25 protein-coding genes are annotated in these 24,219 nt (G+C 67.6%); 12 read left to right on the top strand and 13 right to left on the bottom strand.

Annotated elements, in window-relative coordinates; genetic code table 11:
* The 6 genes from WG902_RS04915 to WG902_RS04940 all read right to left on the bottom strand — a co-directional run bounded on the left by WG902_RS04915 (nucleotide 1) and on the right by WG902_RS04940 (nucleotide 6,048).
* The gene (locus tag WG902_RS04915; RefSeq protein ID WP_340058818.1) at nucleotides 1-978 is read right to left on the bottom strand and encodes a sugar ABC transporter substrate-binding protein; all 978 of its coding nucleotides are present in this window, start codon (nucleotides 976-978) and stop codon (nucleotides 1-3) included.
* A gap of 152 nt (nucleotides 979-1,130) precedes the next feature.
* Entirely contained in the window at nucleotides 1,131-2,621 is a 1,491-nt protein-coding gene (locus tag WG902_RS04920; protein WP_340058819.1) for a sensor histidine kinase, read from the bottom strand.
* The gene (locus WG902_RS04925; RefSeq protein WP_340058820.1) at nucleotides 2,582-3,454 is read right to left on the bottom strand and encodes a DMT family transporter; all 873 of its coding nucleotides are present in this window, start codon (nucleotides 3,452-3,454) and stop codon (nucleotides 2,582-2,584) included. Before WG902_RS04925 ends, WG902_RS04920 begins: the two co-directional genes overlap by 40 nt.
* An 89-nt stretch (nucleotides 3,455-3,543) precedes the next feature.
* Nucleotides 3,544-4,734 (bottom strand): aminotransferase-like domain-containing protein, encoded by a 1,191-nt coding sequence (locus WG902_RS04930; protein WP_340059438.1) that lies wholly within the window; start codon nucleotides 4,732-4,734, stop codon nucleotides 3,544-3,546.
* A gap of 131 nt (nucleotides 4,735-4,865) precedes the next feature.
* Nucleotides 4,866-5,471, bottom strand: a complete 606-nt coding sequence (locus WG902_RS04935) for a hypothetical protein (RefSeq protein WP_340058821.1) — start codon at nucleotides 5,469-5,471, stop codon at nucleotides 4,866-4,868.
* A 145-nt stretch (nucleotides 5,472-5,616) separates the two neighbouring features.
* Complete coding sequence (locus WG902_RS04940; protein ID WP_340058822.1) at nucleotides 5,617-6,048, bottom strand: AtaL-like protein; 432 nt, start codon at nucleotides 6,046-6,048, stop codon at nucleotides 5,617-5,619.
* A gap of 102 nt (nucleotides 6,049-6,150) precedes the next feature.
* Between WG902_RS04940 and WG902_RS04945 the strand changes: the two genes are divergently transcribed.
* Genes WG902_RS04945 through WG902_RS04980 form a run of 8 tightly spaced genes read left to right on the top strand, consistent with a single transcriptional unit; the run spans nucleotide 6,151 to nucleotide 14,299 of the window.
* Nucleotides 6,151-6,834 (top strand): TetR family transcriptional regulator, encoded by a 684-nt coding sequence (locus WG902_RS04945; protein WP_340058823.1) that lies wholly within the window; start codon nucleotides 6,151-6,153, stop codon nucleotides 6,832-6,834.
* Nucleotides 6,835-6,882: 48 nt separating this feature from the next.
* Nucleotides 6,883-7,440 carry a TRAP transporter small permease gene (locus WG902_RS04950; protein ID WP_340058824.1) on the top strand — a complete coding sequence of 186 codons (558 nt, stop codon included), beginning with the start codon at nucleotides 6,883-6,885 and terminating at the stop codon, nucleotides 7,438-7,440.
* Nucleotides 7,437-8,717: a TRAP transporter large permease subunit gene (locus WG902_RS04955; RefSeq protein ID WP_340058825.1), complete on the top strand. Its 1,281-nt coding sequence runs from the start codon at nucleotides 7,437-7,439 to the stop codon at nucleotides 8,715-8,717. Before WG902_RS04950 ends, WG902_RS04955 begins: the two co-directional genes overlap by 4 nt.
* A 33-nt stretch (nucleotides 8,718-8,750) precedes the next feature.
* On the top strand, nucleotides 8,751-9,749 hold the full coding sequence (locus WG902_RS04960; RefSeq protein ID WP_340058826.1) for a TRAP transporter substrate-binding protein: 999 nt from the start codon (nucleotides 8,751-8,753) through the stop codon (nucleotides 9,747-9,749).
* A gap of 5 nt (nucleotides 9,750-9,754) precedes the next feature.
* Nucleotides 9,755-10,591 (top strand): shikimate dehydrogenase family protein, encoded by an 837-nt coding sequence (locus tag WG902_RS04965; protein WP_340058827.1) that lies wholly within the window; start codon nucleotides 9,755-9,757, stop codon nucleotides 10,589-10,591.
* Nucleotide 10,592: 1 nt separating this feature from the next.
* Complete coding sequence (locus WG902_RS04970; protein WP_340058828.1) at nucleotides 10,593-11,516, top strand: 4-hydroxyphenylpyruvate dioxygenase; 924 nt, start codon at nucleotides 10,593-10,595, stop codon at nucleotides 11,514-11,516.
* Nucleotides 11,513-12,418, top strand: coding sequence for a sugar phosphate isomerase/epimerase family protein (locus WG902_RS04975; RefSeq protein ID WP_340058829.1), 906 nt, complete (start codon nucleotides 11,513-11,515; stop codon nucleotides 12,416-12,418). The genes WG902_RS04970 and WG902_RS04975 overlap by 4 nt, the downstream gene beginning before the upstream one ends.
* A 33-nt stretch (nucleotides 12,419-12,451) precedes the next feature.
* Nucleotides 12,452-14,299, top strand: coding sequence for a tannase/feruloyl esterase family alpha/beta hydrolase (locus tag WG902_RS04980; RefSeq protein WP_340058830.1), 1,848 nt, complete (start codon nucleotides 12,452-12,454; stop codon nucleotides 14,297-14,299).
* Between the two features lie 106 nt (nucleotides 14,300-14,405).
* On the opposite strand, the gene WG902_RS04985 is transcribed toward WG902_RS04980, so the two are convergent.
* Nucleotides 14,406-16,019 carry a gamma-glutamyltransferase family protein gene (locus WG902_RS04985; protein ID WP_340058831.1) on the bottom strand — a complete coding sequence of 538 codons (1,614 nt, stop codon included), beginning with the start codon at nucleotides 16,017-16,019 and terminating at the stop codon, nucleotides 14,406-14,408.
* Nucleotides 16,020-16,101: 82 nt separating this feature from the next.
* On the opposite strand from WG902_RS04985, the gene WG902_RS04990 reads away from it, so the two are divergent.
* Nucleotides 16,102-16,962 (top strand): LysR substrate-binding domain-containing protein, encoded by an 861-nt coding sequence (locus WG902_RS04990; RefSeq protein ID WP_340058832.1) that lies wholly within the window; start codon nucleotides 16,102-16,104, stop codon nucleotides 16,960-16,962.
* Between the two features lie 116 nt (nucleotides 16,963-17,078).
* Here the strand turns inward: WG902_RS04990 and WG902_RS04995 are convergent, their stop codons facing one another.
* The 6 genes from WG902_RS04995 to WG902_RS05020 are packed head-to-tail and all read right to left on the bottom strand — an operon-like array spanning nucleotide 17,079 to nucleotide 21,734.
* Nucleotides 17,079-18,002 (bottom strand): aminotransferase class IV, encoded by a 924-nt coding sequence (locus WG902_RS04995; RefSeq protein WP_340058833.1) that lies wholly within the window; start codon nucleotides 18,000-18,002, stop codon nucleotides 17,079-17,081.
* 8 nt (nucleotides 18,003-18,010) lie between these two features.
* On the bottom strand, nucleotides 18,011-18,802 hold the full coding sequence (locus tag WG902_RS05000) for an amino acid ABC transporter ATP-binding protein (RefSeq protein WP_340058834.1): 792 nt from the start codon (nucleotides 18,800-18,802) through the stop codon (nucleotides 18,011-18,013).
* Complete coding sequence (locus WG902_RS05005) at nucleotides 18,802-19,461, bottom strand: amino acid ABC transporter permease (RefSeq protein ID WP_340058835.1); 660 nt, start codon at nucleotides 19,459-19,461, stop codon at nucleotides 18,802-18,804. The genes WG902_RS05000 and WG902_RS05005 overlap by 1 nt, the downstream gene beginning before the upstream one ends.
* Before the next feature lie 3 nt (nucleotides 19,462-19,464).
* Complete coding sequence (locus tag WG902_RS05010) at nucleotides 19,465-20,142, bottom strand: amino acid ABC transporter permease (RefSeq protein WP_340058836.1); 678 nt, start codon at nucleotides 20,140-20,142, stop codon at nucleotides 19,465-19,467.
* Between the two features lie 27 nt (nucleotides 20,143-20,169).
* On the bottom strand, nucleotides 20,170-21,006 hold the full coding sequence (locus tag WG902_RS05015) for a transporter substrate-binding domain-containing protein (RefSeq protein WP_340058837.1): 837 nt from the start codon (nucleotides 21,004-21,006) through the stop codon (nucleotides 20,170-20,172).
* Nucleotides 21,003-21,734, bottom strand: a complete 732-nt coding sequence (locus tag WG902_RS05020; protein WP_340058838.1) for a GntR family transcriptional regulator — start codon at nucleotides 21,732-21,734, stop codon at nucleotides 21,003-21,005. The genes WG902_RS05015 and WG902_RS05020 overlap by 4 nt, the downstream gene beginning before the upstream one ends.
* 72 nt (nucleotides 21,735-21,806) lie before the next feature.
* On the opposite strand from WG902_RS05020, the gene nth reads away from it, so the two are divergent.
* From nth to WG902_RS05035, 3 genes are all read left to right on the top strand, one after another.
* Nucleotides 21,807-22,457 carry an endonuclease III gene (nth, locus tag WG902_RS05025; protein ID WP_340058839.1) on the top strand — a complete coding sequence of 217 codons (651 nt, stop codon included), beginning with the start codon at nucleotides 21,807-21,809 and terminating at the stop codon, nucleotides 22,455-22,457.
* Between the two features lie 48 nt (nucleotides 22,458-22,505).
* Nucleotides 22,506-22,793, top strand: a complete 288-nt coding sequence (locus tag WG902_RS05030) for a hypothetical protein (protein ID WP_340058840.1) — start codon at nucleotides 22,506-22,508, stop codon at nucleotides 22,791-22,793.
* 325 nt (nucleotides 22,794-23,118) lie between these two features.
* Nucleotides 23,119-24,216 carry a quinone oxidoreductase family protein gene (locus WG902_RS05035; RefSeq protein WP_340058841.1) on the top strand — a complete coding sequence of 366 codons (1,098 nt, stop codon included), beginning with the start codon at nucleotides 23,119-23,121 and terminating at the stop codon, nucleotides 24,214-24,216.
* The last annotated feature ends 3 nt before the right edge of the window (nucleotides 24,217-24,219 follow it).

Here is a 24,219-nt window from a genome sequence, read left to right on the forward strand (position 1 = left end):
CTATTTGGTTTCCGACGACCAGGGGAAATTGATGTAGTTCTCCCGCGTGTCGGAACAGATATTGCCGTACATCTTCAGGTAGGACGCGCGCCGCGCCGGATCGGCATACACCTCGCCGGGGTTGGCAGTATCGCGTTCATAGTCCGCGATGTTGCTGCCGGTGAGCGCCTTGGGCAGGATGTCCATTGCCTGCGGGATGGATTTTCCTTCCAGCCAGTCCGCGGCCTGCTGGCCCATCGCATAACCGAAGATGGAGGAAGCAAGGCTGATGCTTGCCTTGTAGGGGCCGCCACCTTTCTTGATTTCGACGACCGCTTCCTGCTCGCCGTCGATACCGCCCAGAAACTGGTCAGCCCGCGCCTTGCCCGCTTCGCGCAATGCCGCCAGCGCGCCGAGCACCACCGTGTCCGCGCCAAGCACCACATCGATGTTCGGCTGCGCCAGCAGGATCGTCTTCATCGTGCGATAGCCGCCCTGCTTGTCGACCGTGGCGGGCGAAATGTCCGCCACGATCGTCACGCCCGGCAGTTTCCGCAGGGTATCGCGCATGGCGGTGAACCGCGGCGCCAGGAATTGCAGGCTGTCATGCGTCAGCAGCACGACCCTGGCCTTTCCGCCCAGCCGCGTGCGAATGTAATCTGCCGCCGCTTCCGCCAGGACCTTGCCGGTCAGGTATTGCGGCGCGTTCAACACCGTGGTCGCCGGCGGCGGCACGATGGCACCCACGTAGGCGCCCGCGACGATGACCTTCTTCAAGGCCGGCGCGAGCGACGGCGGATCGATCGGCGCGACCACGATCGCGCCCGTCTTGTCGGTCGCAATGTCGCCCACCTGCTTGATCATCAGCGCGGGATCGTTGTTGGCGAAGGCAACGCCATAGGCCAGGCCCCGCGCCCGCGCCGCGGCTTCCAGCCCGCGCCCCGCGCCTTGCATGAATTCGCGCCGGTTGTCCTGCACGAACACCAGCTTCTTCTGCAACCCGGCCGGCGCCCTGCAGGAAGCGCGTGCCGCGTCGTACGCGGGCAGCTTGACCGGCACGGTCAGCCCCTCGCCGCCAGCGGCCCACGCAGCGCCGCCGAGACACCCCAGTGCAGCCATCGCGGCCAGTCGGAATTTCATCCCAGTTCCCATCACGCAGTCGCCGTCTTCAGCACCAGCCGCGCCAACGTCCCCGGGGCGCGGTTGATGTATTCCACATGGGTCTGCAGCGACGACGCCATCGTGCGGACGATCTTGCTGCCCAGGCCGGTGCCCGCCGGCGAGGCGTCCGGCGCAATCCCCACGCCATCGTCCTCGACCGTCAGCTCGGCCTTGTCGTCGTCCAATCGCTTCAGCCGCACCCGCACCTCGCCGGGCTTGTCGTCGGGATAGGCATATTTGAAGGCGTTGGTCACCAGTTCCTGCACGGCCACGCCCAGGCTGACGCTGGCGTCGGTGCGCAGCGAAATCGGCTCCAGGTAGCACTTCAGGATGGCGGTATGGCCGTCCTTCCTCATCGCCGTTTCCAGGTTGCCCAGCATGGCGCCCAGGTAATCGTCCAGCGCCACGCTGGTCACGTCGCCTGACGTATAGAGGCTCTTGTGGATCAGCGAGATGGCGTTGATCCGCGATTCCGTTTCCAGCAATGCGTCCTTGGCCGCGGTATCGGTGACGGAGCGCAATTGCATCCGCACCAGCACCGCCACCAGCTGCAGGCTGTTCGCCACGCGGTGATTCACCTCGGTCAGCAGCACTTCCGCGCGCTCCCGTGCCTGGGCCAGATCGGCGGTGCGGGCCTTCACGCGTTCTTCCAGGGTCAGGTTGATGGCCTGCACCTCGTCGCGCGCCTGTTTCAGGTCCTGCCCGTTGCGGTAGACGGTAAAGGCCACCACCAACACCACCAGGACGATGACCACGGCGGCGCCCGCCGAGATCCAGCGCAGCAGCGATGCGTTGTGTTGGTGTTCCGCGCCATGGAGCGTGCCGCTCTCGTCGGCAGTCAATATCGCGCCATAGAGAAAGACATTGATTTCATCCATCAGCGTCTTGCCGCGATTCTTCTGGACCAATGCCATGGCGTCGGCATCGCGCCCGGCACTTTTCAGCGCGATGGTGTTGTCCATCTCGGCGATTTTTTCGGCCACCGCTTCCGACAACCGGGGCAGCATGGCCCGGTTCGGGGCATCCGGCGCAATCATTCGGCCCAGGTCGTCCAGCTCCTGCCGTGCCCGCGTCTTGGCCGTGTCGTAAGGGGCCAGATAGATCTCGTTGCCGGTCAGGAGAAATCCGCGCTGGCTCGACTCCGCGGTGCGCAGGTGATCGCGCAGATCCACGGCGACGATGCGGATCGACCGTTGCAACGCCGATTGCTCATACAGGCTGTTGCCGCGTTCGACCAGCCAGATGGTGGCGCCCACGATCACTATCAGGGCGAGAAAGCCGATCGTCAGTCCCGCGCCAACGCCCAGCGCCAACCGGCTTCGTCCAAACATCAACCAACTTTCAAAGGGCTGGGTGTAACAAAAGGGCGCGCTTGTGCAATGCCCGACCTTGGGAGGCCCCGGCCGATTGAGCCAGAAATTGCCGCGCTGCGCAATCGAGATCACTTCCGAAGCGCCAGGAACATCGCGGTGGCGCTGCATGCCATCGCGCCCAGTTGCCACGGTCCGAGGGGTTCGCTGCGCGCCAGCGCCCCGGTCACCATCGCCACCATGGGAACCATCACGGACGAAAGCCCCGCGACGCCCGGCGGCAGCAGTCCCGCGATGGAAAACCACGTCACGTTGCCGATGGCCATCGGCACGACCGTGATGTAGGCGATGACGAGGATGGTCTGCCACGACACGCTGTGCGCTTGGCCAGCTCCCAGCCACAACGCGCCAATGGTGAGCGGCACGGCGGCGATCAACAACTGCCAGCCCGTCAGCACCAGCGCCGGTGTGGGTACGTTCGCGCGCTTGAGGATCACCGTGCCGACCGCCCAGCCAAGTCCGGCGAGCAGGCCGAGCAGGAAGCCTGCCGGGGCGGCGGCATAGTCGGCATGCGCGGGGATCGCGAGCAGCACAACCCCCAGGGCGGCAAGCGCCATGGCGATCACCATGCGGCCGCGCGGCTTCTCCCCGAACGCCAGCCACACGACCAGCACGGTCCACAGCGGCATCGTGAACCCGAGGATCGCGGCCTGGCCCGATGGGATCAGGACCGCGGCATAGGTGCTCGCGAGATTCCAGACGACGAGGTAGATGAACGCCGCGGCCGTCACGGCGGGCCAGCAAGCGCGCGGAACGGCCAGCGACATGCCGCGCAGTCGGGCGATCGCCAGCAGCAGGACACCGGCGCCCACGAGGCTGATGGATCGGAAGGTCCAGACCGAGACCTCCTTGACCGCCAGCGGGAACAACGCCCAGTTGGTGCCCCACACGAAGGTGAGCAGGAGCACGAGAGGGAGGGCTTTGGCGGAGGGCGAGCGCGGCATCGGCGCGCATCATGCGGCATTTCTGCGGACGGCGGGCGCCGCGCTCCGCCTGAGCCGCTGCCTCCGGCGGCCGCCCCGCGCTTGCGTACCTAGAGGGCCGCTCGCAGCCTGCCGACGCCTTCCAGAATCCTGTTGACATCCGCCGTCGCAAAACTGAGCCGCAACGTACTCAAGTCCGCATCCTTCGCAAAAAACGGCGCCCCCGGCACGAACGCCACCCCCTGCTCGATGGCGCGCTTCGCGAACTCCCCGGCATCCTTCACCTTGCCGCCCTTGCCCGTCAGCCGCGCCCAGAAGAACAAGCCGCCCTTCGGCTCGGTGAACGCGATCGCATCGCCCAGCTCCCGCCGCAGCGCCTGCGCCATCGCATGCGCCCGCTCCGCGTACTTCTTTCGCACGTTGTCCAGCGTCGCCGGCATCCGCCCGCTCTTCAAGTACTGGGCCGCCGTCGCCTGCGCGAAAGTGCTCGTGTGGGCATCGCTGAACTGCTTGCACATCGTCGCCTTGGCCAGCAACTCGGGCTGGGCCACCAGCCAGCCCACGCGCAGGCCGGGGCTGAGCACCTTGCTCATGCTGCCGCAATGCGCGAGCCATTCGCGGCTGCCGGGCACGTCCTTCGACAGCGCCAGCATGCTCGGGGGCGGCGGCTCGCCGAAGTAGAGGTCCCCGTACGGATCGTCTTCCACGACCAGCACCTGGTACTTCACCGCCAGTTCCAGGATCTTCCTGCGGCGCTCCAGCGAGAGCAGCGCGCCGCTCGGATTGCCGAAGGTGGGAATCAGGTAGACGAACTTCGGCTTGTGCTGGCGGATCATCTGCTCCAGCTTGTCCACCTGCACGCCGTCGGCGTCGATGGGGGCGCTTTCGATGTCGGCGCCATACAGACGGAAGCACTGGATGGTGGCCAGGAAGGTGGGGCCTTCGACGATGACCTTGTCGCCCGGGCTGATCATCGTCTTGCCCAGGAGGTCCAGCGCCTGCTGGCTGCCGGTCGTGACGATCAGGTTCTGCGGCTCCATGTCGGTCACGCCCTTGCTGCGCTCGAAGGCGGCGAGCTGCGTGCGCAGCGGCTCGTACCCCTCGGTCGCACCGTATTGAAGGGCGCCGCCCGGCTCTTCCTGCAGCGCCCTCTGCGACGCTTCGCGCAGGCCTTCCACGTCGAACATCGCGGAGTCGGGGAAGCCGCCGGCGAAGGAGATGATCCCCGGCTTGCCAAGCAGCTTGAACAGCTCGCGGATGGCGGAGGTTTCGACGTTGTTCAGGCGGTCGGCGAATTGCAAGGGCATGGCGGGGTCTCGAAGTGAGCGGAGTGCGGGGGACGCCGGGGTTCGCGTTCGCGAAGCCGGCCACGGATTGTCGCTCCAACGAAAAAGGCCCGCGAATGCGGGCCTCGACCAGTGGGAAAGAGCCGTCAACGCGGCTTCTCGTCCCGATCGGACTGCAGGCGCGGCGACGCGATCGGCTGGTCGTCGTCCACCAGTTCCAGGGTGCGCTGCTCGCCCCAGCCTTGCGAAGCCATGGCGCGCTCGCGCGCGACCTCGCCTTCGCGAGCGGCGTCCGAGCGGGCGCTGCCGAAGCGCTCCTGCACGCCCGGCGAGCGGCCGTCGCTCACGATGTCGCGCAACGGCTGGCCGGAACGAGGCACCAGCTTGACGTCGCCGGGTTCCATCCCGAGCAGGATGTTCTGCGCGCGCTCGCCTTCCGCATCGTCCGGCGCGTCCACCATCACGACGCACTGGCCGCGCTCCATCGCGCGGGAGTAAGTGGCGGTGTGCCCCATGGCGTCCTGGCCGAAGAGACTCGAGAAGAAGCCCAGCGTTTCGGCCACGCGATGGCCCACGGCCACCTCTCGCTCCATGCCCTCCCAGCGGGTCGCGTTGTCCTCGGTCAAGAGGGTGCCGTCGGATTGCCGGTGCTGGATGTGGACGTCGTGGCGGTCGAATCCCGCCTGGACGAGGCGCTGCACGGCTTGTTCAGCCGTGGCGCGGTCGTCGAATGTGCAGATGGCGGTATGCATGGGGTACTCCTTTGCAATGCTTACCGACATCTAAGCGCTGTAGCAGCGCGGCTACAGTCGGCAAGAAATGAACAGGCCGGTAGGTGGAGGACTACCTGATACAAGTTGGAGGCCGGGGATCCGCGCTTTCGCGCGTTCGAAACGCCTATGCGTCGCGCCCCTCGGCCATCTCCCGCGTGTGTTCCACCGCACGCGTGATGGCACCCTGCCAATCCCTCTCCGGCACCTGCGCGCCAGGGCGGGGCGTCCAGTGCATGGCGTACTCCAATTCCAGGTGCTCGCCGTCCTCGTGGATGACGTTGACGACCCATCCGGTGAACACGGGATCGCCCTGCAACTTGAACAGCACGGTGTGTGTGGATTCGTCAGCCAGGATACGTTCGCGAACGGCAGTTACATGGCTGGAAGATCGTATGTGCATGCGACGCTCGATCGCCATCGGCCCGATGTCGTCCAGGATCTCCACCTGCTCCACGCCGTCGATGTAGCGGTCCGGGCGGCGGATCTTGTCCAGCAACAGGGACCAGAGCGTATCGAGGCTGGTGCGGACCGGAACGCGATGCGTGTAGAAGGCCATGCTCGTTGTCTTTCGAGTTCTCCAGCCCTCCATCCTCGCATCCCGCGCCGCGCCGGGCAATGCTGGTTGGCGGACGGCGGCGCGCGACCTATACTCCGCGAAATGAACGAACCGGTACATTCGCAGGTGCCCGCGAAACGCCGTCGGGCGCCTGCCCGGGAGACGACGCGCACCAACGATCCGGAACGCACCAAGGCCAACATCCTGGAAGTGGCCGCCTCGGAGTTCGGCGAGAAAGGCCTGGCCGGCGCGCGCATCGACGAGATCGCCGCGCTGACGCAAACCAGCAAGCGGATGATCTATTACTACTTCGGCAGCAAGGAAGGCCTGTACCTTGCCGTGCTGGAGGAGTCGTACAAGCGCGTGCGCGACATCGAGTCCGAGCTGCACCTGCAGGACCTGGAGCCGGAGCAGGCCCTGCGCCGGCTGGTGGCCTTCACCTTCGACCATCACCTGCAGCACGAGAACTACATCCGCCTGGTGATGAACGAGAACATCAATCGCGGCCAGTTCCTGGCGCAGTCCCAGCGCATCCAGGAGCTCAACGTCCCCGCCATCGCGGCGATCAAGCACCTCTACGAGCGGGGCGTGCAGGACGGGGTGTTCCGCCGCGGCCTGGATGCGGTCGACATCCACGCATCGATCTCGGCGCTGAGCTTCTTCAACGTGTCCAACCAGCATACCTTCGGGCTGATCTTCAAGCTCGACATGAAGTCCTCGGCGTACATCGCGCACCGGCGGGACAACGTGATCGAGATGCTCCTGCGCTTCATGCGCGCGCCCTGAGGGTTAACCCTCAACTGCAAAAGTAACCAACCCGTACAAAATCGGGCCATGTGGTTCCAGAACCTTCTCGACCGGTTTTGCCGGGTGATGGCCTTCGTGATGGTGATGTTCCTCGCGGCCATGGTCGTCATGGTGTTCGGGAACGTCGTGCTGCGCTATGCATTCAATAGCGGCATCACCGTTTCCGAGGAGCTTTCCCGCTGGCTCTTCGTGTGGATGACCTTCCTCGGCGCGCTGATAGCGCTGCGGACGCACCACCACCTGGGAACGGACTCGCTCGTCTCGCGCCTGCCGGTCCTCGGCAAGAAGATCTGCCTGGGCCTCACCCACGTGCTGATGCTCTATCTCTGCTGGGTGATGTTTCGCGGAGCCTGGCAACAGACCGTCATCAATTGGGGCAGCACCAGCGCGGTGATGGAGCTGTCCATGGGCTATTTCTACGCGTCGGGCCTCTTCTTCTCGGTGGTCGCCTGCGTCTTCATCCTCAGCGACCTGTGGAAGCTGCTGTCGGGCCAGATCCGCGAGAGCGAGCTGATCGGCATCACCGAGTCCGACGACATGCCGCACGGCGACCCCAAGAACTCCCCCCAGGTGACCCCCCCATGACCATTGCCATCTTCCTGGGATCCCTGCTGGGCGCCATGGCCCTCGGCGTGCCGATTGCCTTTGCCCTGCTCGCCTGCGGCGCCGCATTGATGTGGCACATGAACATGTTCGACGCGCAGATCCTGGCGCAGAACGTGATCGAAGGCGCCAACAGCTTCCCGCTGCTGGCCGTGCCTTTCTTCATGCTGGCCGGCGAGATCATGAACGCGGGCGGCCTGTCGCGCCGCATCGTCAACTTCGCCATGACGCTGGTGGGCCACGTGCGCGGCGGCCTCGGCTACGTCGGCATCATGGCGGCCATCATCATGGCGGCGCTGTCCGGCTCCGCCGTTGCCGACGCCGCGGCGCTGGCCGCCCTGCTGCTGCCGATGATGAACCGGGCCGGCTATGACAAGGCGCGCTCGGCCGGCCTGCTGGCATCGGCCAGCATCATCGCCCCGATCATTCCGCCCAGCATTGGCTTCGTGGTGTTCGGCGTGGCGGCCAACGTCTCCATCTCCAAGCTGTTCCTGGCCGGCATCGCGCCCGGCCTGATGCTGGGCGCGGCGCTGTGGTTCACCTGGTGGTGGCTGGTGCGCAAGGACAAGATCCAGGCGGCGCCACGCGCGACCCGCGCGGAAGTGCTGGTGGCATTGAAGGACGCCACCTTCGCGCTGGTGCTGCCCTGCATCGTGGTGTTCGGACTGAAGTTCGGCGTCTTCACGCCGACGGAAGCCGCCGTGGTGGCAGCCGTGTATTCGCTGTTCATCTCCACCGTGGTGTACCGGGAGCTGAAGATCAGGCAGCTCTATGGCCTGTTCGAGGCGGCCGCCAAGACCACCGCCGTGATCATGTTCCTGGTGGCCGCCGCGATGGTGTCGGCCTGGATGATCACCGTGGCCAACCTGCCCGCCGAACTGGTGACGCTGCTCAAGCCGCTGCTGGACAGCCCCACCCTTCTGATGATCGCGATCATGCTGCTGACCATGCTGGTGGGCACGGCCATGGACATGACGCCCACCATCCTGATCCTCACGCCGGTCCTGATGCCGCTGGTCAAGGCTGCGGGCATCGACCCCGTCTACTTCGGCGTGCTCTTCATGATCAACAACGCCATCGGCCTCATCACGCCGCCGGTGGGCACGGTGCTCAGCACCGTGGCCGGCGTCGGCAAGATCAGCATGGACGAAGTCACCAAGGGCGTGTGGCCCTTCATGGTGGCGCAGTTCGCGATGATGTTCCTGATGGTCCTGTTCCCGCAACTGGTGATGGCGCCGGCCCGCTGGTTGTCCGGCTGATTTCCTCTTGCAACGCACCGGGAGACCACCCCCATGAAACGACTGATCCTCAAGACCCTGGTAGCGGCCGTCGCCGTCGCCGCATTCGGCATGGCGCAGGCCCAGACCCGCACCATCAAGTTCGCCAACCAGAACGCCAAGGGCCACCCGATCGTCCTCGGCATGGAGAAGTTCGGCGAACTGGTGGAGCAGAAGTCCGGCGGCAAGCTCAAGGTGCAGGTGTTCCCCGGCGGCGCGCTGGGCAGCGACCAGTCCAACGTCTCGTCCCTGCAGGGCGGCACGCTGGAGATGGCGTCCATGAACTCCGGCATCTTCGCCAGCCTGGTGAAGGACTTCGCCATCTACGACTTCCCCTTCATGTTCGGCAATCCCAGGGAAGCCGACGCGGTGGTGGACGGCCCGTTCGGCAAGGCGCTGCATGCCAAGCTGGAAGAAAAAGGCCTGGTCGGCCTGGGCTACTACGAGCTGGGCTTTCGCCACATCACCAACAGCAAGCGCCCCATCACCAAGGTGGAAGACATCGCCGGCCTGAAGCTGCGCGTCATCCCGAACCCGATCAACGTGGACTGGGTCACCGCGCTGGGCGCCAACCCCACCCCGCTGCCCTTCCCCGAGCTCTATGCCGCACTGGAACAGAAGGCGGTGGACGGCCAGGAGAACCCGGTGGCCACCATCAAGGGCGCCAAGCTGTACGAAGTTCAGAAGTACATGACGCTCACCAATCACCAGTACAACCCGCAGTCGATCGTGATCAGCAAGAAGTTCTGGGACACGCTGGCCGCGGGCGACCGCAAGATCCTGGAAGACGCCGCCCGCGAATCCATCGCCTACCAGCGCACGCAGTCGCGCGCCGCGCTGCAGGCCGGCCTGGAAGACCTGAAGAAGGGCGGCATGCAGGTCAGCGAGCTGCCCGCCGCGGAGGTCGCCAAGCTGCGCGAGAAGATGAAGCCGGTGGTGGCCAAGCATTCCGCCAACGTCGGCGATGCCACCGTCAAGGCCATCATGACGGAGCTGGACAAGGCAAGGAAGTAATCGGCGTGTCGATCAACGGAGACACGGAGCTGATCGCCCACCTCGGGTGGCCGACGCACGCCTTCAAGGCGCCGATGATCTACAACCCCTATTTCGAATCTATCGGCGTCAATGCCGTCGTGGTGCCCATGGGCTGCCAGCCCCGCAGTTTTCCCACCGTGCTGCGCAGCGTGTTCGCGCTGGAGAACGTCCGCGGCGCGCTGATCACCATGCCGCACAAGGTGGCCGTGGTGGGCTTGTGCGACGAGGTCACGCCGGTGGTCCGCGTGGCGGGCTCCTGCAACGCCGTCAAGCGCACCGGCGACGGCCGCCTGGTGGGTGACATGTTCGACGGCGAGGGTTTCGTCCGGGGACTCAAGCGCAAGGGCCTGGAGCTGCGCGGTGCGCGCGCATTGGTGGTGGGCAGCGGCGGCGTCGGCTCGGCGATCGCCGCTTCGCTGGCTGCCGCGGGCGTCCACACCCTGGCCCTCTACGACGTCGATGCGGCTTCGGCCAAGGCGCTGGCCGGCCGCTTGCAGGCGAACTACCCCGGCATCCGCGTCACCACCGGCAGCAACGACCCCGCCGGCTTCGAGCTGGTCGTCAATGCGACGCCGCTGGGGATGAACGCGGGCGATCCCCTGCCGGTGGATGTGAGCCGCCTGGAGCCGCAGGCCTTCGTCGGCGAGGTGGTGATGAAGACGGAGATGACCGCCCTGCTGCTGGCCGCGCGTGCCCGCGGCTGCCGGGTGCAGGTGGGCACGGACATGCTGTTCGAGATGATCCCCGCGTACCTGGAGTTCTTCGGATTTCCCACCACCGACGCGGACACGCTGCGCTCGGTGGCCCGCCTGGAGTATTGAAATGTCCGACCTGCTCCTGCAACCCGAGCACGCGCGCGAACCCCTGCAGGACGCGCTGAGCGACGAGGACAACCCGGTCGGCCTGGACGGCGTCGAGTTCATCGAATACGCGACGACCAAGCCGCAGGCGCTGGGGCAGGTGCTGGAGATGATGGGATTCCGTCCCGTCGCCCGCCACCGCTCCCGCGAGGTGACGCTGTACCGCCAGGGCGACATGAACGTGGTGGTCAACGCGCATCCGAGCGACGCCGAGGGCGCCACCCACGGCGAGGAAGCACCGGCGATCAGCGCCGTCGCATTGCGCGTGCGCGACGCGCGCGCCGCCTACCGCTACGCCCTCGAGCGCGGCGCCTGGGAGGTGCCCACGCACCCCGAGGCGATGGAGCTGAACATCCCGGCCATCCACGGCGTCGGCGGCAGCCGGATCTACCTGGTCGACCGCTACCGGGAGTTCTCGATCTACGACGTCGACTTCATCGCGGTGCCCGGTGTCGACCCACGGCCGCCGGCCACCGCCGGCCTGCACTTCTTCGGCATCGTGCAGTACATCGGCATCGGCCGCACCAACGACTGGCTCGAGTTCTACGAGGAGCTGTTCGGCATCCGCGCCATTCCCGACGAACAGCGCTTCGGCATCATGCCGGCCGGCAAGCTGCTGCGCGCCCCCGCGCTGCAGCCGCGCAACCGCTTCATGCTGCAGGTGATCGAGCCGGAGATCGACTTCATCGAGTCCGGGGCGGAGAGGCTGCAGCGGGTGGGCCTGGGCGTGCCCGACGTGCTGGCGGCCGTGCGCGCGCTGCGGGCGCTCGGCATGGAATTCATGGAGACCGAGGCGGTGCATACCGAGCGCCGCGGCGCCATCAGCAAGACGTACCTCGGCAGCGTGGTGTTCGAGCTGGTGCACAGCCAGGTGGACGCTCGATGAACCACCGGCCCAGCCTGCAGCAGGCCATCGCCGACTTCGGCATGGACACGATCACGCTGGCCGGCCCGCTGGAGGCCAAGCTGGAGGCGATGCAGGAAGCCGGCTTCGCCCAGGTGATGCTCAAGGCCAACGACCTGGTCGGCCATCCGCAGGGCTGGCAGGCCGCCGTGAAGGCGGTGCGTGGCAGCGGGCTGCGGGGCACCGGTTTCCAGGTGCTGCGCGACTTCGAAGGCCTGTCGGGCCACCTGCACCAGTACAAGGTGGACATCGCCAGGACCATGCTGGAGATGTGCGCCGCGCTCGGCTGCGACGTGCTGCTGGCGTGCTCTTCCACTTCCACGCACGCGTCGCAAGACCTCGACCACATCGCGCGCGACCTGCGCAAGCTGGCCATGCTGGCCATCCCGTTCGGCATCCGCATCGCCTACGAAGGCCTGTCGTGGGGCCGCACGGTCAACGAATTCACGACCGCATGGGACGTGGTGTGCCGCGCGGACTGCCCCAACCTCGGCATCGGCATCGACTCCTTCCACATCCTCGCGGCGGGCACCTCGCTGGACGCGATCGAGGACCTCGACCCCGGCAAGATCTTCCTGGTGCAGTTGTCCGACTTCATGTGGCAGGAAACGCGCACGTTCGAGGAGCGCATGGCCACGGCGCGCACCTTCCGCGTCTTCCCCGGTGAAGGCGTGCACACGCAAGAGCTGGTGCAGATGGTGCTGAAACTCGACACGCTGGGCTACACGGGCGACTACAGTTTCGAGGTGTTCAACGACGACTACGTGCAGATGCCGCTGCCGATGGTGGCCCAGCGCGCGCGCCGCTCGGCGCTGTGGCTGGGCGAAGACGTCCTGCGGCGTTCCGTGCCCCTGCCCGGGCAGCTGAAGCTGCGAACCGGCTGATTTTCTGCCCACCCCCTTCCTGGAAACAAAGCCATGACCCAGTTCCCGTTCCTCACGGGCGCGGTGCTCGCCGCGGCATTGCTGCCTGCCTGCACCAGCGTCGCGCCCGTCCAGCCCGCCGCGAGCCGCACGCTCGCGTGTGACGACGGCATCAAGACATCCTTCAAGCCGGACGCCAACACCACCGTCGTGTCGGTGCGCCGCGTGGCCAAGGGCGAGCAGATCATCGCGGTGGACTCGACGACGCCGGTCACCATCGCCCGTGACATGTGCCTGGTGAAGCTGCTGGTGGGCCCCGGTTCGACCGCAACGGAAAGGGACCGCAGCGCGCGCTCGTACTCCGAGGGCATCGGCATGGAAGTCTGGCTGCCCGAGCGCGCCGGCTGGAACGAGCGCATCCGCAACTACGGCGGCGGCGGCTGGGTCGGCGGCGGCCACCGCTACGCCGACAAGATCGGCAGCAAGCTGCCGGCGCTGGCCAATGCGAACATGGGCTATGCATCGTCCACGCACGATGGCGGCCAGCCGCACTACCAGGACGCCTCCTTCGCGTTCCTCTCCAGCGGCAGCATCAACCAGGACAGCTTCTGGGACATGAACAGCCGCGCGATCCACGAGCAGGCGATCAAGACCCGCGCCCTGGTGGAGGCTTACTACGGCCGTGCGCCGCGCTTCTCCTATTACGACGGGCACTCGCAAGGCGGGCGCCAGGGCCTGAAGGCGGCGCAGGAATGGCCGGAGCAATACGACGGCTTCCTGATCGGACAGCCGGCGGTGAGCGTGCCGAAGTTCAGCCTCTCCAGCCTGTACCCGCAGGTCGTGATGAAGATGGAACTGGGCTTCACCGCGCTGGACAAGCCGGCGGCGACCGCTTTCGCGCGCAAGGTGGCGGCAGTCAACGCGCGCGCCGTCGCCAGCTGCGACCGCGAGAAGCTCGGTTTCCTGCTGGACCCGGCTGCCTGCACCTACGACCCGCTGCGCGAGGCGGAGGCGCTTTGCACCAGCGCCGTCGGCGAAGGCGTGCTGGGCACCAACGCTGACGCGGCGACCTGCATGAGCCCCAAGGAGGCGCTCGCGCTGAACAAGATCTGGCACGGGCCGACCTCGGACGGCAGCTATGTCCCGGTCTCCAACCAGTCGTATGCCAACCGCAGCGGCGCTGTGCTGGGCCCGAAGCAGCTGTGGTGGGGCTTCCCCCGCGGCTCCAGCCTGAACGGCGTGATCACCGGCGCCAGCACCGACATGCTGGCGATCGCCATGGCCGACGTGCGCTATGCCGGCGATGCCAACGCGGGCGGCGGCACGCCGATCACGAACACATCGACGCCGGTGCGCAACCGCTGGCAGGAACTCACTTACGCGAGCTACGCGGATGCTTTCCAGCGCGTGTCCGCCCAGCAGATGCTGCGCGACTACATGACGGACAAGCCGGAGCTGGCGCAGTTTCGCCGCCTCGGACGCAAGATGATCCTGTGGAGCGGCCTGGCCGAAGACGTGATTCCGCCGCAGGGCTCGGTGAACTACTACGAGCGCGTCAAGGCGGCGGCGGGCGGTGACGCGGAGACGCAGAAGTTCCTGCGCATGTACAACATGCCCGGCATGGCGCACAGCTCGCAGGGCCGCGCCTCCACGGTCGGCGGCAACAACAACATCGTGCCGATGCCCATGCTGCCGGGCAACGCCAACCAGAACCCCACCCCGGAGCAGGACCCGTTGTTCAGCGCACTCGTGGACTGGGTGGAGCGCGGTGTCGCGCCGGAGCAGATCGTGATCCGCTCCCGCGACAACGCCACCGCTTATCCCATTTGCGTGTATCCGAAGAAGATCACGTGGAACGGGAGCGGGCCGGCGAAGGAGGCGGGCAGCTACAGCTGCAAGTGAAGTGGCGGGGTCGCTGGCGCGAACCCGCCCTACGGGTCTAGCCACGCCATCGCCGCGGGGCATTTGCGTAGGGCGGGTTGCGCAACGCGCACCCCGCCGTCCCGCCCTAGAACCCCGCCGCCAACCCATCCCTCCGCGAATCCGAAGCGACCACGTAGCCCTCTTTCTTCGGATCGCCCATGCGCCAGATGAACTGGCCGGCGCCGAAGTCCTGGTAGTTGTCGTTGATCACTTCCATGCGGTGGCCGCGGCCGATCAGTTCCTGCACCGTCGCCTGCGGCATCTGCTTCTCGACGTTGATCTCCAGTCCCGCATTGAAACGCCAGCGCGGCGCATCGCATGCCGCTTGAGGGCTCTGGTGATAGTCGAGCATGCGCACCAGCGTCTGCATGTGGCCCTGCGGCTGCATGTTGCCGCCCATCACGCCGAAGCTCATGACCGGGGCGCCGTCCTTGGTGAGGAAGGCCGGGATGATGGTATGGAAGGGGCGTTTGCCCGGCGCCACCTGGTTCGGGCCCGGCTGGGTGCTGAAGCCGTGGCCGCGGTTCTGCAGGCTGATGCCGAAGGTGGGCTCCACGCAGCCTGAGCCGAAGCCCATGTAGTTGCTCTGGATGAAGCTGATCATCATGCCGTTCTCGTCGGCGGCCGTCAGGTAGATGGTGCCGCCCTTGACCGGGTTGCCGGCCTTGAAGTCCTGCGCGCGCTTCATGTCGATCAGCCTGGCGCGGCTGGCGAGATAGCCGTCGTCCAGCATCTGCGCCGGCGTCAGCTCCATGCTGGAGGGCTCCGCCACGTAGCGGTAGGTGTCGGCGAAGGCGAGCTTCATCGCCTCGATCTGCAGATGCTGCGAGTCGGCGCCATCGATCTTGTGCGAGGCCAGGTCGAACTTGTCCAGGATGCCCAGCGCCATCAGCGCCGCGATGCCCTGGCCGTTGGGCGGGATCTCGTGCACCGTGTAGCCGCGGTAGTTCTTGGCGACCGGCGTCACCCACTCCGGCCGGTAGTTGGCGAAGTCCTGCACCGTATGCGCGCCGCCGTTCTCCTTGCTGAAGCGCGCCAGCGCCTCGGCGATCTCGCCCTTGTAGTACGCCTCGCCCTTGGTCTCGGCGATCAGGCGCAGGGCACGTGCCGCGGCGGGGAACTGGAACATCTCACCGACCTTCGGTGCGCGGCCCCACGGAAGGAAGGACCTGGCGAACCCGGGCTGGTCCTTCAGTTCCGGCGTCGCGGCCTCCCACTTCTGCTGCACGACGATGGGCACCAGGTAGCCGCGCTCCGCGATCTCGATGGCAGGCGCGATCAGGTCGCCGAAAGGCAGCTTGCCGTAACGCTGCGACAGCGCCATCCACATGCCGACCGCGCCGGGGATGCTCACCGAGTCGATGCCGCGCTTGGGCGGGGTCTTCGCATCGGCGCCGTACTTCTTCTCGAAGTACTGGGGCGTCCAGGCCGCGGGGGCCGGGCCCGAGCCGTTGATGCCTTGCAACTGCTTGCCGTCCCACAGGATCGCGAAGGCGTCGCTGCCCAGTCCGTTGCTCACCGGCTCGCAGATCATCATGGCCGCCGCCGCCGCGATGGCGGCATCCACCGCGTTGCCTCCCTTCCAGAGGATGCGCAAGCCGGCTTGCGCGGCCAGCGGGTGCGACGTGGACACCGCGTTGCGCGCGAACACCGGGATGCGCGTGGTCGGATAGGGATTGTGGAAGTCGAAGTTCTTCATGCCGCGATCATAGGAACCCCCACAGCAAAGGAAAAGCGAATAATCCTTTAGCCACCCGATAGTCCTGCTTTAGCATGGCGGCATGAGCAGCATCCGGCTCCTGAAGACCTTCGTGGCCGTGGCGGCGGAAGGATCGTTCGCCGCCGCCGCGCCGCGTGTCGCGCTCACGCAAGCGGCCGTGGGCCAGCAGATGCGCGCGCTGGAGTCCGAGCTGCGCCGGCCGCTGTTCGAGCGGCAGGGCAAGTCCGTGGTGCTCAACGATGTCGGGCGCGCGCTGGTGCCGCAGGTTCGCCGGCTGCTGAGCTCGTACGAGCAGATGCTGGCGCCTGCCGCCGACTCCGGCGCCATGGCCGGAACGGTGCACCTGGGCGCCGTGGTCTCCGCCGTGCGGCCGCTGATCCAGGCGACGCTCGCCCTCAAGGCGCGGCACGCCGCGTTGGACCTGCACGTCAGCGCGGCAAAGTCGATCGAACTGATCGCACGCGTGCAGTCGGGGGAACTCGACGCGGCGGTGGCGGTGCGCGAGCCGGGTGTCGGCAAGGACCTGGCCTGGACTCCGCTGTACGGAGAGCCCATGGTGCTGCTGGTGCCGCGCAAGCTGGATGAAACCGACGCGCGCGCCATCCTGCAGAGGCATCCCTTCATCCGCTTCGACCCGACCCAGCACACGGGCCGCCTGGTGGACCGCACGCTGCGCCGCCTGCGGATCAAGCCGGTGGAACTGCTGGAGCTGAACTCGCTGGAGAGCATCGCCGACCTGGTGCGCTCCGACCTCGGCGTCGCCGTCGTGCCGCTGCTGCGCGATGCGCGCTGGGCGCAGGACGGCAAGCTGCGCGTCGTGGAGATTCCGCGGGCCGAGGAGCGCAGGATGGCGCTGGTGCAGCGGAGGGAGTCGACGAAGGCGGCGATCATCGCGGCGCTTGCGGCGGAACTGCTCCCTTGACTCTGTCTTCCTCCCTCTCCCCTTGGGAGAGGGTTGGGGTGAGGGCATGCGTGACGTGCTCTCGGCGGGCGGCCCTCACCCCAGCCCTCTCCCAGAGGGAGAGGGAGGAAGGCACGTCAGGCTTGTAGCGGCGCCACCGACGCCAGGTACAAGTCACTCGCCCTTGCCGTCATCGGTCCCGGCACCCCGTTGCCGATCACGCGCCCATCGATGCGCGTCACGGGCGTGACGCCGCCCAACGTGCCGGTCACGAAGGCCTCGTCGGCCGAGTAGACCTGCGCCAGCGTGAAATCGCATTCCCGCGCCGCGCCGCCGGCGGCGCGCCAAACCTCGCCCACCGTCGCCTGCGTGATGCCCTTGAAGTTGTACAGGCCCGTGGATGTCCAGAGCTCCTGGCCGCGCACGATGAAGAAGTTGGTGGAGTTGCAGCTGGCGACGAAGCCGCGCGGGTCCAGCATCAGCGCCTCGTCGGCGCCGGCGTTGATGGCCTGGATCAGCGCCTGGATCAGGTTCAGGCGGCTGTGCGAGTTCAGCCGCAGGTCGAACACGTCCGGCCCGCTGGTGCGGAAGGTCGAGGTGAAGAGCGTCAGGCCCTTGGCGCGCGTCTCCGGCTTGGGCGCCTTGTACTCGGCCACGATCACCACCGTGGCCTTGCCGATGACGAAGCGCGGGTCCTGGTTGGGCGTCTTCTTCATGCCGCGCGTGACCATCAGGCGCAGGTGCGCGCCGTCCTGCATGCCATTGCGCTCCAGCACCTGCCACAACGCCTGCTTCATCTCGTCACGCGTCAGGCCGATGTCCAGGGCGATCGAGCGCGCACCCTCGTACAGCCGGTCCATGTGCGCCTCCAGGCTGATCAGGCGGCCGCGCACCAGGCGCAGCCCCTCCCACACGCCGTCCCCCAGCACGAAGCCGCTGTCGAAGACGGAGACGCGCGCTTCGTTGCGGGGAAAGTACTCGCCATTGACGTAGACGAGCACGGCGTCGTTGCGCGCGTCGTGCGCGTAACCCTGGGCGCTGGAATCGGAAAGCTGTTTCATGCGACTGCTCAGAAGGTGAATTCGTTGTGGCTGGCCAGGAAGGCCTGCGTGCGCGCCTGCTTCGGGTGCTTCAGCACTTCGTCGGGCGTGCCCGCTTCGTGGATGACGCCGTCGGCCAGGAACAGCACGCGATTGGCGTAGTGGTAGGCGAAGCCGATCTCGTGCGTGACCAGCAGCATGGTGCGGCCCTCCTGCGCCAGCGCGCGGATCACGCCCAGCACCTCGCCCACCAGTTCCGGGTCCAGCGCCGAGGTCGGCTCGTCGAACAGCAGCAGTTCCGGCTCCATCGCCAGCGCCCTGGCGATGGCCACCCGCTGCTTCTGCCCGCCCGACAGACGCGACGGGTAGTGCTGCGCCTTCTCCTCCAGCCCGACGCGGCGCAGTTGCTCCATCCCGCGCGTCTCGGCCTCGTCGCGCGGCATGCCGCGCACCGTGCGAAGGCCTTCCATCACGTTGGCCAGGGCCGTCATGTGCGGGAACAGGTTGAACTGCTGGAACACCATGCCCACCCGCTGCCGCACTTGCGTGAGCTCCGCTTCCTGGTACGTCATCGCGGTGCTGCCGTCACGCAGCTTGCGCTCGGTGCCGATGGCGCGGCCGCCCAGTTCCACCCGGCCGGCGGTGGGCTGTTCCATGAAGTTCAGGCAGCGCAGCAGCGTGCTCTTGCCCGAACCCGAGGCGCCCAGGATGGCGATGCGGTCGCCCGGCGCCACGTCCAGGTCGATGCCCTTGAGCACCGGGTCGCGGCCGAAGGATTTGTGCAGCCCGCTCACGCGCAGCAAGGCAGAAGTGGTGGTCATCAATCGGCCCGGCGCAGGCGCCGCTCCAAGGCATAGGTCGCCTGCACCAGGGGGTAGAGCAGCACGAAGAAGATCAAGGCGACGACGGTGTAGGCCTCGATCGGGTTGTAGTTGAGCGAGGCGATCAATTTGCCCTGCTGCAGCAGCTCCACGTAGGCCACGACGGAGGCGAGCGTGGACATCTTGAAAATCTCGATGCCGCGATTGGTCAGCGGCGGCAGCATGCGCCGCAGCGCCTGCGGCAGGATCACGCGGCGCATCGCCTGCGCATACGTCATGCCCAGCGCGCGGGCGCCTTCCCATTGGCCGTTGTCGATCGACTGGATGCCGCCGCGGTAGATCTCGGCCGAGAACGCGGCGGAGTTCAGCGAGATGCCCAGGGCGGCCGCCATGAGCGGGCTGATCTCGAACGGCGAGATCATGGGGAAGGCGAAGTAGAACCAGAGGATCTGCACCAGCACCGGCGTGTTGCGGAAGAACTCCATGAACACGCTGGCCGGGATGTAGAACACGCGCCGTCGCGAATACCGCGCGAGGCCGACCACGAGCCCGAGGCTGAGACCCGCCACCAGGCAGATTGCGAAGATGCGCAGCGTGCCCGCCGCACCCGCGAGCAGCGCGTCGGTGTTCGAGAAGACGGAAGCGAAATCCCACTTCATCGTTCAATGCACCGTGGTTTCGCCGCTGACGGCGAGGCGCCGCTCGACACGGTGCACCAGCAGGCTGGCGGCGAAGATGACCGTGAAGTAGATCAGCGCCACCACCGTGAACACCTCCAGCGGCCGGAACGTCTTCTGCGCCAGCTCGTTGGCCTGGAACAGCAGGTCGGCGTAGGAAACCGTCGCCACCAGCGTCGTGGTCTTCATCAGCTCGATCGAGCGTTCCAGGAAGGCCGGGATCATGCGCTTGACGGCCTGCGGCAGGATGATGCGCCGCATCGCCTGCGACTGGGTCATGCCCAGCGCCCGGCCCGCCTCCCATTGCCCGCGTTCGATCGACACGATGCCGCCGCGGAACACCTCGGCGAAGAAGGCCGAGGACTGGATCGAGAAGGTGATGGCCGCGGCCGCGAACGGCGTCATCTCCACGTCCAGCAGCATCGGCAAGGCGAAGAAGAACCAGAACAGCTGCACCAGCGGTGGCGTGGTGCGGAAGAACTCGATGATGAAGCCGGCCGGCCAGGACAGCGCCTTGCGCGGCGACAGGCGCAGCAGCGCCAGCACCAGCCCCAGCGGAACGCCGAAGGCCAGCGCGGTGCCGGTGACCTTCAGCGTGTTGGCGAGCCCCTGCGCGAGCAGGGGCGCATTGGCGATGACGGGCGTGAAGTCCCAGGTGTACATGGCGCCGCGCCCGTCGTCGCAAATCGGTTAGAGCATTTCCTTCATCACGGGCGGCGAGGCCTTGGGGTCCAGGCCGAAGCCGACCAGGAACTCCTCGTACCACTTCTGCGTCTGGCGGCTCTTGTAGTACTCGCCCAGCGACTTGTCGACGAAGGCCAGGAAGGCCTTGTTGTCTTCCTTGCGCACCGCAGCGCTGGAAGGCTGCGACTGCGCCGGCGTCGGCACCACGATCTTGCCGGCGCCCAGGCGCTGGCGCGCGGCCAGCAGCGGCGGGTGGAACAGGCATACCGCGTCGACGCGGCCGGCCTGGAAGGCGGCGATGGCTTCGGTGTTGCCGGGGAAGCGCTGGATCGAAGCGTTCGGCGCATTCTCCGTGACGAACTTGTCCATGCTGCTCGCCTGCGGCACCGCGATCTTCACCTCCGGCTTGTTCAGGTCGCTCCACTTGGCAACCGGCAGGCTGTCCTTGGCCAGCACGGCCAGCGAGTAGTACAGCAGCGGCGTCTGCGGGAAGTCGACCGCCTGCGCGCGCTCGGGCGTGGCGTCCAGCATGTAGATGATGTCGATCTTGTTGCTTTGCAGCGCGGCGATCGCCGTGCCCCAGGTGACTTCCACCGGCTCGAACTTCACGCCCAGCGTGGCAGCCATGGCCTTGCCCATGGAGACGCCGAGGCCGGACGACCATTCGCCGTTCTTCGGGTCCTTGGAATACCAGGGCGGCGCCTGCGTCACGCCGACGCGCAGGCTGCCGCGCTTCCTGATCTCGTCCAGCGTGCCGCCCGCTTGCGCGCGGGTGGCCAGCGGAAGCGCGAGGGCGACGGCGCCGGCGGCGATGCCGGAAAGGGCGTGGCGACGAGTGGTCATGAGGAAGCTCCTGGAGGGGACGTGGGAGGGGTGGAGAGAAATCGTTCGGTCTGGTGCGCGCCGCGGCCCATGTGGGTGGCGATCTCGTCCAGCATGGCCTGCAGGTCGTCGCCGAGCGCGAGCTGCACATAGCTGTCGTGCGAGTCGCGGCGCGGCCCGCGGGTGCCGTGCGCGCGGTGGTGCGCCGCCCAATAGAGTTGAAGGCGGCCGCGCAGGCTTTGCCAGGCGCGCTGCAGCAAGCGATGGCCGCTGGCCTCGTAGGCGAGGCCATGCAGGTCGAGCTCGGCCAGGATGCTGGCCGCGTCGTCGCGTGCGTCGATGCAGGCGGTGAGTGCTTCGTGCCGCCGCAGCAGCTCGCGCCGGAAGGCATCGTCGCGCTTGTCCCAGGCCTGCTCGAAGGCGAAGCGCTCCAGCGTGATCCGCATCGAGTAGATCTCGCGCACGTCGTCGACGGACAGCGAGATCACGTGCGTGCCGGTATAGGGCACCGTCACCAGCAAGCCCTCTTCCACGAGCTGGCGCAAGGCTTCGCGCAACGGTCCGCGGCTGACGTCGAACTGCGCGGCCAGCGCGCTTTCGACGAGCTGGGCACCCGGGCCGAGTTCGCCCTCGAGGATGGCTGCACGCAAGCGCTCGGCGATGTGCTGGCGGAACGTGCTCTTGGGCACCCGCTCCACGCGCACGCGGGGCAGGCCCTGACTGGCCGAGGCGGAGGTGGTGGCGCTCAAGGATGTCGATGATCGATTGTCAACAATCCTACCACTGCCGACGCGGCCCCGGCCCCACCTAAACTGCCGCCGATGAAAGACGAAGACATCGAACCCTTCTTCGCCACCCTGAAGGCGGCCAACCCGTCCCCCGTGAGCGAGCTGGAATACAGCACCGTGTTCGAGCTGCTGGCCGCGGTGCTGCTGTCCGCGCAAGCCACCGATGCGGGCGTGAACAAGGCCACGCGCCACCTTTTCCACGTCGCCAACACGCCGCAGGCCATCCTCGCGCTGGGGCAGGACGGGCTGGAGCATTACATCAAGACCATCGGCCTGTACCGCATGAAGGCCAAGCATCTGCTCGAGACCTGCCGCCTCCTGGTGGAGCGGCACGGCGGCCGGGTGCCTCGCAACCGCGAGGAGCTGGAGGCCCTCCCCGGCGTCGGCCGCAAGACGGCCAACGTGGTGCTCAACGTCGCGTTCGGCGAGGACGCGATGGCGGTGGACACCCATGTCTTTCGCGTCAGCAACCGCACGGGCCTGGCGCCGGGCAAGGACCCGGTGGAGGTGGAGCGCAAGCTGATGCAGCGCGTGCCGAAACCGTATCTCGTGGATGCGCACCACTGGCTGATCCTGCATGGCCGCTATGTCTGCGTGGCCCGCCTGCCGAAATGCTGGGAGTGCGCGGTCGCCTGCTGGTGCGATTACCAGCCGAAAACGGCGCCGCCGGCGGTGCGAACCTGATCCACGGCCCGGTGTCACAATCCTGCGAAGCAAGCGAACGAGGCCCGCATGGACATGGACGAGAACGAACTGAAGGAGATGCTCGAGGTTCACACCCAGAGCATCCAGGGCCTGGTGGAAAACCAGATGATGCTGGCCGCGCAGGTGCAGGTGCTGCAAGCCGCACTGGCCACGGTGCTCCTGCACCACCCCGACCGCGGCCAGTTGCTGCGCACGTTCAGGGGCTACATGAAGATCTCGAAGGAATCGACGCCCCAGTTGTCGCGGCACATGGAGGCGCTGGAAGGCGGGATGCTCGCGCTGCTGGGGCAAGGCACGGAGCCGGAGAAGCAGTAATGCCTTCGCCGGCGGGGTCGCTGCGCGAACCCGCCCTACGCAGGGATTGCATTCCGTAGGGCGGGTTCGCGCAGCGACCCCCCCCTCCCCCCCCCCCCCCCCCCCCCCCCCCCCCCCCGGGTCAACCCCCCCCCCCCCCCCGCCCGGGGGGGGGGGCCCGGCCCGCGGGCCCCCCCGCCCGCGCCCCCGGGGGCGGCGGGGGGGGGGGGGGGGGCGGGGGGGGGGGGGGGGGGGGGCGCCGCCGGGGGGGCGCTTGGGGGGGGGGGGGGGGGGGGGGGGGGGGGGGGGGGGGGGGGGGGGGGGGGGGGGGGGGGGGGGGGGGGGATTGGATGTCGGGGTCGCTTCGCGAACCCGACCTACCGGATATGCCGTTCATTCGCCGGGTGCCGGTCCGGAACCCGTAGGTCGGGTTCGCGAAGCGACCCCGACAACATCCTCCCGCGCATCCATCCCCTCGCGCGAAATCCGCCTCTCCCGCTACGGCGGCCCCGAGGAACTCGAACCGGTCGATGCCACCGCGCGCGCACCCGGCCCCGGCGAAATCCGCATCCGGCAACGCGCCATCGGCATCAACTTCATCGACATCTACCTGCGCCGCGGCTGGATGCCGGGCATGCTGCCGCTGCCCGGCGTGCTGGGGATGGAGGCGGCGGGCACCGTCATCGACGTCGGCGACAACACTGGCGGTTTGTTGCCCGGCGACCGCGTTGCCTACCTGTGCCCCGAACCCGGCGCCTACCGCAGCGTGCGCACGCTGGCCGCGCGCCACGCATTGCGCCTGCCGCACGACGTGGACGAGGAAACCGCTGCGGCGCTGCTGCTCAAGGGCCTGACTGCGGATTACCTGCTGCGTGACCTCGGCCGCGTCGGCCGCGGTACCCGGCTGCTGGTGCATGCCGCTGCCGGCGGCGTCGGTTCGCTGGTGTGCGCGTGGGCGAAGCACCTGGGCGCGACGGTGGTGGGCACGGTCTCGAGCGAGGCCAAGGCCCGTGTCGCCCGCGAGCGCGGCTGCGACCACGTGATCGTCGCGCGGGACTATCGCTTCGCCGAAGCGGTGCGCGCGCATTGCGGCGGCGCCGACGTCATCGTCGACGGGCTCGGCGCCGCGGCGGTGGCGGAGAACCTCGCCGCGGCCGACCGCCGCTGCCACTGGATCAGCCTGGGCCAGGCCAGCGGCCCGTTGCCGCCGCTGGACGCGGACAAGCTGGTGATGAAGTCGATGACGTTCTCGCGGCCGGTGGTGTTCGACTTCGTGGCGACCGCCACCGAGTTGCAGGAACGCGCCGGGCGCCTGTGGGCCGCGTTGGCAGCCGGTGTGCTGCGGCCGCCGACGCCGGAACTGTTCGCGCTGGATGCCGCAGGTCAGGCGCACCAGCGGCTCGAATCGCGCGAGAGCACAGGCGCGCTGGTGCTGGTGACATGAAAC

It is taken from the genome of Ramlibacter sp. PS3R-8, assembly GCF_037572435.1.
Classification (GTDB): domain Bacteria; phylum Pseudomonadota; class Gammaproteobacteria; order Burkholderiales; family Burkholderiaceae_C; genus Ramlibacter.

Coding starts and splice junctions, on each gene's coding strand:
- WG902_RS04920 (WP_340058819.1), bottom strand. CDS start 2,621: ATGCAGCGCCACCGCGATGTTCCTGGCGCTTCGGAAGTGATCTCGATT.
- WG902_RS04925 (WP_340058820.1), bottom strand. CDS start 3,454: ATGCCGCGCTCGCCCTCCGCCAAAGCCCTCCCTCTCGTGCTCCTGCTC.
- WG902_RS04935 (WP_340058821.1), bottom strand. CDS start 5,471: ATGCATACCGCCATCTGCACATTCGACGACCGCGCCACGGCTGAACAA.
- WG902_RS04940 (WP_340058822.1), bottom strand. CDS start 6,048: ATGGCCTTCTACACGCATCGCGTTCCGGTCCGCACCAGCCTCGATACG.
- WG902_RS04945 (WP_340058823.1), top strand. CDS start 6,151: ATGAACGAACCGGTACATTCGCAGGTGCCCGCGAAACGCCGTCGGGCG.
- WG902_RS04950 (WP_340058824.1), top strand. CDS start 6,883: ATGTGGTTCCAGAACCTTCTCGACCGGTTTTGCCGGGTGATGGCCTTC.
- WG902_RS04955 (WP_340058825.1), top strand. CDS start 7,437: ATGACCATTGCCATCTTCCTGGGATCCCTGCTGGGCGCCATGGCCCTC.
- WG902_RS04960 (WP_340058826.1), top strand. CDS start 8,751: ATGAAACGACTGATCCTCAAGACCCTGGTAGCGGCCGTCGCCGTCGCC.
- WG902_RS04970 (WP_340058828.1), top strand. CDS start 10,593: ATGTCCGACCTGCTCCTGCAACCCGAGCACGCGCGCGAACCCCTGCAG.
- WG902_RS04975 (WP_340058829.1), top strand. CDS start 11,513: ATGAACCACCGGCCCAGCCTGCAGCAGGCCATCGCCGACTTCGGCATG.
- WG902_RS04980 (WP_340058830.1), top strand. CDS start 12,452: ATGACCCAGTTCCCGTTCCTCACGGGCGCGGTGCTCGCCGCGGCATTG.
- WG902_RS04985 (WP_340058831.1), bottom strand. CDS start 16,019: ATGAAGAACTTCGACTTCCACAATCCCTATCCGACCACGCGCATCCCG.
- WG902_RS04990 (WP_340058832.1), top strand. CDS start 16,102: ATGAGCAGCATCCGGCTCCTGAAGACCTTCGTGGCCGTGGCGGCGGAA.
- WG902_RS04995 (WP_340058833.1), bottom strand. CDS start 18,002: ATGAAACAGCTTTCCGATTCCAGCGCCCAGGGTTACGCGCACGACGCG.
- WG902_RS05000 (WP_340058834.1), bottom strand. CDS start 18,802: ATGACCACCACTTCTGCCTTGCTGCGCGTGAGCGGGCTGCACAAATCC.
- WG902_RS05005 (WP_340058835.1), bottom strand. CDS start 19,461: ATGAAGTGGGATTTCGCTTCCGTCTTCTCGAACACCGACGCGCTGCTC.
- WG902_RS05010 (WP_340058836.1), bottom strand. CDS start 20,142: ATGTACACCTGGGACTTCACGCCCGTCATCGCCAATGCGCCCCTGCTC.
- WG902_RS05015 (WP_340058837.1), bottom strand. CDS start 21,006: ATGACCACTCGTCGCCACGCCCTTTCCGGCATCGCCGCCGGCGCCGTC.
- nth (WP_340058839.1), top strand. CDS start 21,807: ATGAAAGACGAAGACATCGAACCCTTCTTCGCCACCCTGAAGGCGGCC.
- WG902_RS05030 (WP_340058840.1), top strand. CDS start 22,506: ATGGACATGGACGAGAACGAACTGAAGGAGATGCTCGAGGTTCACACC.